Source organism: Streptomyces virginiae (assembly GCF_000720455.1).
Taxonomy (GTDB): Bacteria; Actinomycetota; Actinomycetes; order Streptomycetales; family Streptomycetaceae; genus Streptomyces; species Streptomyces virginiae.
This window is the reverse complement of record NZ_JOAK01000014.1, coordinates 42,204-54,178: the sequence shown is the minus strand read 5'-3', so window position 1 is coordinate 54,178 and position 11,975 is coordinate 42,204. Positions and strand designations below refer to the sequence as shown.

Here is an 11,975-nt window from a genome sequence, read left to right as displayed (position 1 = left end):
CCGGACAAGGGTGCGCCGGCGTCAATTGAGGGGTGGTTAAGGGGTGTTCGCGGGCCCGCCGACCGGGCACACTCGCGTAATGCCGCACGGAAACCTCATGGGTATCAGCGACCTCCATGTCGGATTCCCGGAGAACCGCCGGATCGTCGAGGACCTCTATCCCGACAGTCCCGCCGACTGGCTCATCGTGGCCGGCGACGTGAGCGAGTCACTCGACGATCTCCGGTGGGTGCTCGACCTCCTCACCCGGCGCTACGCCACCGTGGTGTGGGCGCCCGGAAACCACGAACTGTGGACCGTCCGGGACGACCCCGAACCCCTGCGCGGGGAGGCCCGCTACCGGCGCCTGGTCGAGATCTGCCGGTCCTTCGGCGTCCACACCCCGGAGGACCCCTACCCCGTCTGGGCGGGGCCGGGCGGCCCGCTCGTCGTGGCCCCGCTCTTCCTGCTGTACGACTACAGCTTCCGCACGCCCACCGCCGCCACCAGGCAACAGGCCCTGGAACAGGCCTACGAGGCCGGGGTGGTGTGCTCCGACGAGTTCATGCTGCACCCCGACCCCTACGCCTCCCGGCAGGACTGGTGCCGGGCCCGCGTCGCCGCCACCGAACAGCGGCTCGCCGCGTGCGGCCCCGACCTGCGCACGGTCCTCGTCAACCACTTCCCGCTGGTCCGCGCCCCGACGGACGTACTGCGCCACCCCGAGTTCGCCCAGTGGTGCGGCACCGAGCTGACCGCCGACTGGCACATCCGCTTCCGCGCCGCCGCCGTCGTCTACGGCCACCTGCACATCCCTCGCACCACCTGGTACGACGGCGTGCGCTTCGAGGAGGTCTCCGTCGGCTATCCCCGCGAGTGGCAGCGGCCCGGACACCCGCGGAATATCCCCCGCCGGATCTTCCCCGTCGCCCGTCGCGGGGATTGATGCCAGGCAGCTTCCGGACACCGGCGGGTACGGATCCGGCCCCTAGACTGAGCGGGAATTCTCACTCGCTCCACGCTCGAACACCCCCGTTCGGTATTCATGTTCCCCTTTCGAATGCTTTGAGTGCTTCGAATGTCTCGGATATGCGGAACGGGCATCCTGGGGGATTTTCATGCTGCCGTTCCGCCGTGCCGAGGAAATGTCCGTATCAGCAGCTCTGCTCGAAGGCTGCGCCGAAGGAAAAGCCGGATTGCTTCTCGTCGAGGGGGCGGTCGGCTGCGGAAAGAGCGAATTCCTCGAAACGACCGCCGCGCACGCGGAGGACCGCGGGGCCCTCGTCCTGCGGGCCGGCGGCGCCGCCACCGAACGCGGCCGCCGGCTCGGGGTCCTGCGCCGGCTGGCCGCCGACGCCCCGCCCGGAGCCCTGCCCCTGCCCGCGTCCCCGGACGACGCCGAAGACGCTCTGGCCTTGCGGGACTTCGCGGTCGCCGTCCGCGAACTGAGCGCCACCGCACCCGTGGTGATCTGCGTGGACGACCTGCACCACGTGGACGAGCCCTCCGGCCGCCATCTGCTCCACCTCGCGCGCGAGACCCGCCGCGCCCCCGTCCTGCTGGTCCTGACGGCCTCCCCGCACGAACACGACAGCGACCCGCTGCTGCGCACCGAACTGCTCCGCCTGCCCCACTTCGTCCGCCTGCGGCTCGGGCGGCTCACCCCCGACGCCGTCCACGCCCTGCTGCCCGGCCGCACCGGGGCGGAGGCGGCCCTGCTCCACGAGGCCAGCGGCGGCAACCCGCTGCTCCTGCGGGCCCTCCTCCAGGACCCGGAGGGACGGCCCGCAGACGCCTACGCCCGGGCCGTCCTCACCTGCCTGCACCGCTGCGGACCCGCCACCCCCCGACTCGGCGCGGCGATCGCCGTACTCGACGGCCGGGCCACGCCCGCACACCTCGCACGGCTGAGCGGCACCGACGAGGCCACCGCCGTACGCGCCCTCGCGGCCCTGGAGGAGGCCGGACTGCTCGCCCCCGACGGCCCGCACGGACGGCGCGGACACCACGGACTGCGCCACCCGGCCGCCCGGGCCGCCGTACTGGACCGCCTCGACCCCGCCGACCGGTCCGCCCTGCACACGGAGGCCGCCCTGCTGGCGCGCGCGTCGGGCGCGCCCGACACCGAGGTCGCCGGACAGCTCCTCGCCGCACGCGACACCCGCCCGGACTGGGCCCTGCCCGTCCTGCGCTCCGCCGCCGACCAGCACGTGGCGGAGGGCGACCCCGACCGGGCCGTGGCACTTCTGCGGCTCGCCCACGAGGCCTGCCCGGACGCCACGTCCCGCGCCGAAGTGGACATCAGGCTCGGTGTCGTCCTGGGCCGCACAGACCCGGCGGCCGCCGAACACCGCCTCGCGGCCCCGCTGGCCGCCGCAGGCGCCGGACAGCTCGGTCCGCAGGCCCTCGCCCCCCTGGCCCGGGCGCTGGCCGCGCAGGGCCGCATCGACGAGTCCGCCGGCGTACTGGAGCGACTGGCGGCCGACGGCACCCGAGCCGGCGGCGCCCGACTCGGCGGCATCCCCGGAGGCGACCCGCTGGACGGCCTGTCGGCGTTCCCCCGGTGGGCCGCCGGCCGGCGGAGCGTCCCGGCCGAGTCCGGCACCGACCCCGCCGTCCGCTCCGCCGGGACCACCGTCCACCCGGCGGCCCTGTGGGCGCTCCCCGTGGAGGCGGAAGAGGGCGTCGCCGCCCGGTCGGCAGAGCTGTTCCTGCGCGGCGCCACCCTCGCCGAGGGCACAGTCGAACCGGTGGCGCAGGCCCTGCGCACCCTGCTGTACCTGGACGGCGCGGCCCGGGCCCTGCCCTGGTGCGAGGAGTTCGCCCACCAGGCGGCCCGGCGCGGGGCCCCCGGCTGGCTGGCCGTGTTCGCGGGACTCACCGCCGAGGCCAGGCTGCGCCTGGGCGACCTGACGGGCGCGGCGGAAACCGCCGGGGAGGCCCTGCGGGCGGCGCCGGCCCGCGGCACCAGCGTGCTGCTGGGCGCGCTGGCGGGCACCCGGGCGCGGGCCCTCACCGCGATGGGCCGGCTGGAGGAGGCGGCGGCCGCCCTGCCCCGGCCCGCCCCCGCCGGGCACACCGGCGGCGTGCACGCCCTGGCGCACCTGCGCGCCAGGGGCCACCACGCCCTGGCCACGAGCTGCTTCCACGCGGCCCTGGGCGACTTCCTGGACATCGGCCGGCAGGCGAAGCGCTGGGGCCTGGACCGGCCCCGTGTCCTGCCCTGGCGCACGGACGCGGCCGAGGCCCTGCTCCGGCTGGGCGAGGCCCACCAGGCGGAGCGCTTCCTCGCGGACCAGCTCACCACCCGCGACGCCGCCGACCCGTGGGTGCGCGGCACCTCCCTGCGGCTGCGGGCGTCCCTGCGCGAGCCCAGGGAACGCCAGACGATGCTGGCCAAGGCCGTCGACGACCTCCAGCGCTCGGGGGACAAGTACGAACTGGCCCGTGCCATGGCGGACTTCGGGCAGGCGTTGCGCGAGGCGGGCGAACCGGCACGGGCCGCCATGGTCAACCGCAAGGCCTGGCACCTCGCGAAGACCTGCGGGGCCGACACCCTGCGCGAGCGGATCCTGCCCGGCCACACCGAGGACGACACCGGCGAGGGGGGCCGGGCCGGCGCCCCGGACGCCGCACTGGTGGCGGCCCTCAGCGAGTCGGAGCGGCGGGTGGCGCTGCTCGCGGTGCACGGCCACACCAACCGGGAGATCGCCAAGAGGCTCTACATCACGGTCAGTACGGTGGAACAGCACCTCACCCGGGTCTACCGCAAGCTGGACATCCCCGGCCGGCAGGCCCTGCCGGTCGACCTCGACCCGGCCGCCGCCGGGGTACCGGTCTGAGGCGGGCGGCGGGCGGCGGACGGCGGGCGGCGCCCCCACGGCAAGGCCGTGGTCTGTCGGGCATGGCAAGGCCATGGCAAGCCCGGTCCGGCGGGCCCTCCCGTGGCAGGCTCCTGGCAGGGATCGGGACCGCCGCACCCCCCGGTTACCGCCTCCGAACGCCGAACGGGTGGCTTCCGCGCGCCCCGTCCGGGACAGTCGGTCATGAGCCGTAGCCCGCAGGGAGGGCACCATGACCACAGCACACGACCAGCCGTGGCGCACCGCGTCGCCCGGAGAGGTCCGCGACGCCATGCTCGACCGGGTCGAGGAGGAGCTCGCGCGGCTCCTCGCGCAGGAGCACCGGGGCCGGCGCACCTCCGACCCGCGCAGCGCCGTCCTGGTGATGGGCGTGGCCGAACTGATCCAGGCCGGCGGTGAACGGGCCCGCCCCGCCATCTGCCTCACCGGGTACCTCGCCGCCGGCGGCGACCCCGACGACGGCGAAGCCGTGGCGGCCGCCGCGGCCCTCGAACTGCTCGACACCTGCTGGGTGATCCGCGCGGACGTACGGGACAACGCCCCGCTGCGCCGCGGCATCCCGACCCTGCACATCAGCCACGCCGCCGAACACGAGCGCAACGGCTGGCGCGGCGAGCCGCGCCGGTTCGGCGAGGGCACGGCCGTGCTCGCGGGGGACCTCGCCCTCGCCTACGGAGACCGGCTCGCCGCCGGACTGCCCCAGCAGGCACGCCTGTTGTGGGACGACCTGCGCGTCGAGCGGGCGATCGGCGCGCACATGGAGGCCGCCGCGGCCACCGAGTACCTCGACGACGCCTGGCCCGGCCAGTGCCTCGACGGCTGCGCCACCGGCTGCGGCGCCGGCTGGTACGGGCTGCGCCACGCCCTGCTGATCGGCGCCGCGCTCGCGGGCCGCGACGACCTCCGCGAGGCCTACGAGGAGTACGCCCGCGCCCTGCACGCCGCCTGGCGGATCCGCGGGTTCCTCGGCGGCGGCCCGGGCTTCGACGGCGACGCCCAGTTCCTGCGCGACGTGTTCTTCGACGACCGGGCGCGGGACCGCGCCGAGGAGACCATCGCCGCGCTCGTGGTCCGCGCCGACAAGGCCGTGGCCGGAGCCCGGATCACCCCCGCGTGGCGCGAGGAACTCGGCGCCCTCGCCCGCGAGATCGCCGGCTGACGCTGTCCTGCCGTCCGGACGCTGTCCTGTCGTCCGGGACGGACACCGGGCCGACACCACCCGGTCCAGGCCCCTGCCCCGGCCCCCGTCCAGGCCCCGCCCCGGCACCCGTACCGGCCCCCGTACCGGCCCCGCCCCGGTCCGGGCCTCAGGCGGGTGCCGGCCGGGGGCCGCCCGGCCGCAGCCGCGCCAGCCAGCTCCGCAGGGCCTCCCGCCGCACCTGGCCCCGCTCGTCGCGCGGCAGCGCCCCGACGATCTCCAGCCGGGTGGGCAGGAAGGCCTCCGCCACGCCCAGGGAGGCGAGGTGCTCGCGGAGCTCGGCCGGCCCCGGCGGCCCGTCCTCGGCGGCCGGGACCACGACGGCGCAGGGCAGCTCCCCGTGTTCCGGGTCGGTGTAGGCCACCACCGCCGCCTCCCGTACCCGGGGGTGGGCCAGCAGCCGCTCCTCCACCTCGGAGACCGGCACCATGAAGATGGCGCCGGTCCGCGTGCCGGCCCTGGACAGGAGCCGTAGCCCGCCCTGCGCGTCGGCCGCCGCCAGGTCCCCCGTGTCCAGCCAGCCGTCCCCGTGCTCCCACGTCGCCACCGGCGCCGGCGTACCGTGCCGCCAGGTCGCCAGGCAGACCGACGGGCCGCGCACCTCCAGCGCCGAACCCGCCGGCCCGGCCGACACCTCCAGCCCGCCCAGCGGGCGGACCCCGTCACCGCCGCCGGGCGCGTCCCCGGAGAGCGCGCCCATGCCCAGCTCGGGCGCCCCCCACACGGAGAGCACGGGTACCCCGAACACCTCCCGCAGCTCATCGGCGAGCGGCGCCGGCGTACTGGTGCGGCCCCCCGACAGAACAAGCCGCAGCCGCCGCGCCGCCCGCGGCCGGCGGCGCTGCGCCGTCACCAGCTCGGAGAGGTAGGCCGGCTCCGCGTACAGCTGGTCGACCCCGGCGGTGGCCATCAGGTCCAGGCAGCGGCCGGGGTCCCACACGTCCTGGCAGACCCCGGTCCCGCCGACGGCCAGCGGCCAGCACACGGTGTAGATCAGGGAGGCCAGCGAGGTGAGCGGCAGGGTGCTGAGGAAGACCTCGCCCGGTCGCCGTCCGGGCCCGTCGGGCGCGCTCTGCGCGGAGATGTTGGCGTACAGGGTGTTGGGGGAGTGCAGCACCGAGGTGTAGGCGTCCCGCAGCCCCATGACGCTGATCAGCAGGGCGGGCCGGTCGGCCCGCCCGCCCCGCGGTCTGCTCCGCCGGCCCGCCGCCGTGCGCTCGTGCGCGGTCCGCAGGAAGTGCGCGGTGAAGTCCACCGCGCCGGTGGCCGCCGCGTCGCCCACGACGACCCGGTGGCGCAGCCACGGCAGCCGGCCGGCCAGGTCCGCCAGGGCCTCGGCGTGGGCGAAGCCCTCCCAGACGTCGGGCACCACGCAGACCCGGGCCCGGGTGGCGTCCAGGATCCGGTGCAGGCCGTGGGCCCGTACGGTCGGCAGCACCGGCACCGCGACCGCGCCGACCCGTAGGCAGGCCAGGGTGAGCGCCGCGGTCTCCCACCAGTTCGGCAGCTGGTAGGCGACCGGGTCGCCCGCCACGACACCCAGGGACGACAGGGCGCCGGCGAACCGGTCCACGTACGCTGCGAGCTGGGCGTAGGAGACGGTCACCAGGCGCCGTCCGGCGGGCCGGTGGGCCCGGTCGGAGACGATCGCGGGGCGCTGGGGGGTACGGGCGGCCGTCCGGTACAGGTCGTCGAGGAAGGTCTCCCCGCGCCACCGGCCGGCGGCCCGGAACCGCTCCGCGACCTCGGCGGGCGGCGCCAGGTCCAGCGGCCGGGCGGGCTGGTACCAGGAGCGGCCCGCCGTGCGGACGGCGCCCGCCGGGGCCGTCGCACGCGTCGGGCCCGTCGAGCCCGTCCTCGTCAGGCCCATCTGCCCACCGCACCCGCGACCTGCACCCGGGAGGAGCACCCCAGGCGGCGCATGACCTGCCGCACGTGGTTGACCACCGTCCACTCGGAAATGTCCAGCCTGGACGCTATCTGACGATTCGTCATGCCTTGCGAGACCAGCAGCGCCACCTGGACCTGGCGCGGTGTCAGCGACTGGTCCTCGGGGGCCGGCCCGGCCGACGGGCGGCGCGTCGGCGCGGGCGCCGACAGGGCCTCCGCCACCGCCTCGGACGCGGTCATCCGTACGCCCTCCGCCCAGGCCAGCGCGAAGTCCGTCCAGTCCAGGCGGGCGCCCAGATCCGTCCGGGCCCGCTCGGCCGCCGACCGCCACTCGTCCGGCACCGCGGCCCCGGTCGCGGCGCGCAAGGTGTCGGCCGCCGCCAGCAGCCGCACCGTCCGCGGTCGCTGGGCGGGTGCCGTGCGCATCAGCAGCAGCGAGAACTCCTCCAGCAGTCCCGGCAGTCCGGTCCGCTCGCCGACCGATCCGTAGAGCCGCAGGGCCTCGCGCAGCGCCCGGTCGGCCCGGGCCGGCTCGTCGCCGTCCAGGGCCAGCGCGGCCTCCTTGCGCAGGGCACCCGCGAGGCCCCGTCCGTCCCGGCTCCGCCTCAGCGCCTCCACCGCCCGGTCCAGCAGCTCCTGGGCCCGCCTCCGGTCGCCCTCGGCGCGCAGGACGCCGGCCAGCGAGGCGGCCGCTCCGGCGGCGCCGCCGGTGACGCCCATCGCCTCCAGCGCGCTGTGCGCGGTCACCAGCACGGCCCGCGCCCCCGGCGGATCGCCGGCCTCCAGCAGGGCCGCGCCGAGGTGGGCGGAGACCAGAGCGTTCTGCCGGCGGTCACCGACGCCCTTGCCCAGGGCGAGCGCGTGCCGGTGGCGGCGGACCGCCTCCTGCGGATCGCCCAGGGCGAGCGCGAAGACACCGGACTGGTCGGCGAGGCGGGCCCGCACGGCGTCCGGCAGCGCCGGACCGCCCTCCCCGCCGAGCTCGTCGCACCACTCCAGGCCCTCCCGCAACCGCCCCTGGACCAGCCAGGGCAGACGGCAGCCGAGCACCGTGGCGGCGGCCGCCTCGGCGTCACCCCGTTCGCGTAGCCGCCGCAGGGCCGCGGTCACGTTGGCCGCCTCGGCGGCCAGCTCCCGCAGGAGATGGTCCTGTGCCGTGCCCCGCAGCCCGGCCTGCGCGGAGCCCACCAGCGTCCGGTAGCGCTCGGCGTGCGCGTCCCGGGCCGCGTCCTCGCCGCCCGCCTCCGCCAGGGCGTCGCGCGCGGCGGAGCGCACGGGCTCGGAGACGGCCAGCCGCAACTCCCCCCGCTCCTCACCCACCACGACGAGCAGGCCGCGGTCCATCAGCGTGTCGACGGCCGGCTCGGCCGACAGCCCCGCCGCCGACAGGCCGAAGCCCGGCTCGTACACCGAGAGCCGGCCCAGCAGCGCGCGGGCCGGGGCGTCCAGGCCGCGGCAGCTCCACTCGGCGAGGGCGGCGAGCGAGCGGTGCCGCTCGGGCGCGTTCGCCGGCCCGCCGGACAGGACGGTCGTACGGTCCCGCAGCCGTACCGGCAGCAGGTGCGGGGGCAGCAGCCGCAGCCGGCGCGCGGCGAGTTCGACGGCGAGCGGCAGCCCGTCCAGCAGCGTGCAGATCTCCGCGACGGCCCCGGCGTTCTCCGGGGTGAGCGCGAAGGCCGGGTCGGCGGCCCGGGCCCGCCGCACGAACAGCGCCACCGACGCCACCTCCTGGAGCTCGTGCGGATCGGCCGCGGCCGCGGCGCCGCCGGCCGGACCGCGCACCGGGCCCGGCACCGCCAGCGGGTTCAGCGGCAACAGCAGCTCCCCGTACACCCCGAGCGGTTCCACGGCCGTGGCCAGCACCACGACCCGCGGATCGCCGGTGAGCGCCTCCAGCGCCCCCGCGGCGCCCGGGCGCGCCTCGTGGTCGCAGCCGTCGAGCAGCAGCAGGACCCGGCCGCACTCCTGCTGCCGCTCGACGGGTGCCGGCCGGGCGGGCAGGTCGGCCAGGGCGGGCGGCGCGGCCAGGCCGGCCAGGGCCGACGGCGTGTCCGGCGCCCCGGCGTCCCGGACCTCCACCCGGCCGAACTCCCCGCCGATCTCCCGTACGACCTCCAGCGCCAGCCGGCTCTTGCCCACCCCGGCCCGTCCGGTGACCGTCACCAGCCGTACCAGCGGGTCCCGCAGCCGCTCGCGCAGCATGGCCGCCTCCAGCTCCCGGCCGACGAGCTCCGTCACCGGGCCGAGCGCTGCCGGCAGGGTGCCCATCGTGCTCATGGTGCTCCTTTCACAGGGGGTCGCGGGAACCGTCGGGACCGGCCGGGCCGGCCCGTTCACGTGGGGACACCGGCCGGGTGGATGCGCCACAGGCCGGGGCGGATCTCCACGGCGCGCGCAGCCGGACCGGAGCCGCCCTCCGGCGGCAGGCTCAGCGCCCGCAGCGAGCGCAGCGCGTACACCTCCAGTCGCTGGTCGCGCAGTGCCCCCGCCAGTTCCAGGCATTCGCCGAACCACGCCCGTGCGCTCTCCGGCCCCTCGTGCGCCAGCGCCAGCAGCCCCCGCGCGCGGCTCGCCTCGTACCGGCCGCGGGTGCGGCCCGGCGCCGACAGGGCAGCGAGGGCGGGCTCCAGCAGCGCGGCGGCAGCCGCCCACTCCCCGGCGTCCAGGCGCAGTTCGGCCAGGCCCACCTGGGCGCGCGCGGCCTCCTCCTCGTCGCCGGCCTCCCGGGCCAGTTCCAGAGCGCCCGAGAACAGCTCGTGCGCCCGCTCCACCCGCCGGTACTGCCAGGCGAGTTCACCCAGCGAGCGCCGCATCCGGGCCTGCGCCGACCGGTCGGCGCAGCGCCGCGCGGCGTCCAGCGCCAGCGCGTACACGGCCTCCCCGTCGTCCGGCACCCACCCGCCCAGGGCGTCCGTCAGCCGTACGGCCAGCGCCCACAGCCCCGCCCCGTACGCGGTCCGGGCCAGGCGTACGAGCCCGCGCGCGCCGGAGTCCGACATCCGGCCCGGCTGCGCCGCGGCGGCGGCCGCGTACGCCCGGCACACGCGCTCCGCCGCCGCCCGGACCACCTCGGGCGGGTCCTCCAGCGCCAGCCGCTCCACCGCGAGCAGCCGCAGCAGCTCCGGGAGGTGGCAGCCGTCACGGTCCACGGCCACCAGCCGTTCGTCGGCCAGCGACTCCAGGGCCGCCGAGGCCCGTGCCTCGGTCAGGTCGAGGGCGGCCGCGGCCTGCCGGGCGCCGAACCGGCCGGGCGGCAGCAGGGACAGCAGCCGGAAGGCCCGCCGCTGCGGTTCGGGGCAGGCCGCGTAGGCGTCCAGGAGGCGGGCCCGGACGTCCACGTCACCCGTGCGCAGCACGTCCAGGCGCCCGCCCTCGTCCCGCAGCCGGTCCGCCAGGACGGCGGCCGTCCAGTGCGGACGGGCGGCGAGCTGCGCCGCTGCGGTCCGCACGGCGAGCGGGAGCCGCCCGCACAGCTCGGCGACCTCGGCGACCGTGTCGGGGCCGAGGCCCGGCCCTGCGTCCAGCGCGGCCGCGGCGCCGAGCGTCCCCGGGCGGGTCCCCGCGCGACCGGTGAACAGCCCGACGAGCCGCTGCGCCTCGTCGGGCCGCCACGGTCCGAGGAGCACCGACCGCAGCCCGGGGAGCCCGGCGGGCACCCGGCGCGCCACGAGCAGCACCACGGCGCCCCGCAGCGCGGGCAGCAGGGGCCGTACCTGGGTCTCCGAGCCGACCCCGTCCAGGACCAACAGGACCCGGGGGGCCTGCGGAGCACCGTCGGCGGGAGCCGCGCCGGGCCCGGCGGAGGCGGGCAGCAGCCGTTCCAGGACGGATCCCGCGTCCGAGGGCAGGCCGGTTCCGGCGCCGTCCCGCAGGTCCAGGTAGAGCCGCCCGTCGGGGAAGGCGTCGGCGACCCGGTGCGCGGCCTCGACGGCCAGCGCGGTCTTGCCGGCACCCGGCATGCCCGTCACGGCGACGCAGCCGCCGGCCGGGGCGCTGCGCACCATTCGCTCCAGCCGGTCCAGTTCCTCGGTGCGGCCGGTGAAACACGGGTCGGCGGCGGGCAGCGCGCCGGACTCCGCCGACCAGCCCGGGGCGCCCGCGCCCGCTCCGGTGCCGGCTGCGGCTGCGGCTGCGGGCGGCCCGTCGTGACCGGGGGACCGGCCCGTCCCGCCCGGCGTGCCCGCCGTCGCCGCGGTCGCCGCGGTCTTTGCCGCTGTCGTTCCCGTGCCCGCGCCCCGGACGGCGCCCCGGCCGCCGGCGCGCGTCAGCGCCGGGTCGCCCTCCAGGATGCGCCGCTGCAGCCGGGTCGACGCCGGGCCCGGCTCGATCCCGAGCTCCTCCACGAGGGTCTGCCGCAGCGTCGTGAACACCCGCAGGGCCTCCGCCTGCCGCCCGCACCGGTACAGCGCCACCATCAGGTGGGTGTGGAACTCCTCGTGCATCCGGTGCTCGGCGACCAGCTCCTGGAGCTCGGCGACCAGTTCCCGGTGCAGCCCGAGGTGCAGCTCGGCCCGGATCCGCTCGTCCAGGGCGCTGGTGCGCGCCTCGGCCAGCCGTACGGCTGCGCCCTCCAGCACCGGCCCGTGCGGGGTGTCCGACAGCAGCGGCCCCCGCCACAGCGCCAGCGCCCGCCGGTGCAGATCGGCGGCGGCGGCGAAGTCCGAAGCCTGCAGGGCCTGGTGGCCCCGCCGGGACAGGTCCTCGAACGCGAGCGCGTCGACGGCGTCCGCGCCGACCCGCAGCAGGTACCCCGGGCGCCGGGTGACCAGGGCCTCGCGCCCGTTGTCCGGGTCGGCGCTCTGGAGGGTCTTGCGCAGGTGGGACACGTACACCTGGAGGGTGGTCGTCGCGGTGCGCGGCGGCGCGTCCGGCCAGAGCTCGTCGATGAGGCTCTCCACCGACACGACCTCGTTCGCGCGGATCAGGAGCGTGCCGAGGACCACCCGCAGCTTGGCGGCCTGCGGAGCGTACGAGGGCTCCCGGCCGCCGTCCGTGGGGGCCGCGGCGCCGGTGACCTCCAGCGGGCCCAGGATCCCGAAGCGCAT

General features: G+C 77.5%; 6 protein-coding genes. 3 read left to right on the top strand and 3 right to left on the bottom strand.

Going from position 1 to position 11,975, the window contains the following annotated elements; genetic code table 11:
- Positions 1-97: 97 nt before the first annotated feature.
- The 3 genes from IG86_RS0121355 to IG86_RS0121345 all read left to right on the top strand — a co-directional run bounded on the left by IG86_RS0121355 (position 98) and on the right by IG86_RS0121345 (position 5,001).
- Positions 98-925 (top strand): metallophosphoesterase family protein, encoded by an 828-nt coding sequence (locus tag IG86_RS0121355; protein WP_030826175.1) that lies wholly within the window; start codon positions 98-100, stop codon positions 923-925.
- A gap of 172 nt (positions 926-1,097) precedes the next feature.
- On the top strand, positions 1,098-3,821 hold the full coding sequence (locus IG86_RS0121350; protein WP_078905984.1) for a helix-turn-helix transcriptional regulator: 2,724 nt from the start codon (positions 1,098-1,100) through the stop codon (positions 3,819-3,821).
- Positions 3,822-4,053: 232 nt separating this feature from the next.
- A complete protein-coding gene (locus IG86_RS0121345) occupies positions 4,054-5,001 on the top strand; it encodes a polyprenyl synthetase family protein (protein WP_234316048.1) in 948 nt (315 codons plus the stop codon).
- A gap of 148 nt (positions 5,002-5,149) precedes the next feature.
- Here IG86_RS0121345 and IG86_RS0121340 read toward each other — a convergent pair whose 3' ends face one another.
- Genes IG86_RS0121340 through IG86_RS0121330 form a run of 3 tightly spaced genes read right to left on the bottom strand, consistent with a single transcriptional unit; the run spans position 5,150 to position 11,975 of the window.
- The gene (locus IG86_RS0121340) at positions 5,150-6,910 is read right to left on the bottom strand and encodes an AMP-binding protein (protein ID WP_078848223.1); all 1,761 of its coding nucleotides are present in this window, start codon (positions 6,908-6,910) and stop codon (positions 5,150-5,152) included.
- Positions 6,901-9,207: an ATP-binding protein gene (locus tag IG86_RS0121335; RefSeq protein ID WP_244305982.1), complete on the bottom strand. Its 2,307-nt coding sequence runs from the start codon at positions 9,205-9,207 to the stop codon at positions 6,901-6,903. The genes IG86_RS0121340 and IG86_RS0121335 overlap by 10 nt, the downstream gene beginning before the upstream one ends.
- A 56-nt stretch (positions 9,208-9,263) precedes the next feature.
- Positions 9,264-11,975, bottom strand: a complete 2,712-nt coding sequence (locus tag IG86_RS0121330; protein WP_063761556.1) for an AfsR/SARP family transcriptional regulator — start codon at positions 11,973-11,975, stop codon at positions 9,264-9,266.

Coding starts and splice junctions, on each gene's coding strand:
- IG86_RS0121340 (WP_078848223.1), bottom strand. CDS start 6,910: ATGGGCCTGACGAGGACGGGCTCGACGGGCCCGACGCGTGCGACGGCC.
- IG86_RS0121350 (WP_078905984.1), top strand. CDS start 1,098: ATGCTGCCGTTCCGCCGTGCCGAGGAAATGTCCGTATCAGCAGCTCTG.
- IG86_RS0121330 (WP_063761556.1), bottom strand. CDS start 11,975: ATGCGCTTCGGGATCCTGGGCCCGCTGGAGGTCACCGGCGCCGCGGCC.
- IG86_RS0121345 (WP_234316048.1), top strand. CDS start 4,054: ATGACCACAGCACACGACCAGCCGTGGCGCACCGCGTCGCCCGGAGAG.
- IG86_RS0121335 (WP_244305982.1), bottom strand. CDS start 9,207: ATGAGCACGATGGGCACCCTGCCGGCAGCGCTCGGCCCGGTGACGGAG.
- IG86_RS0121355 (WP_030826175.1), top strand. CDS start 98: ATGGGTATCAGCGACCTCCATGTCGGATTCCCGGAGAACCGCCGGATC.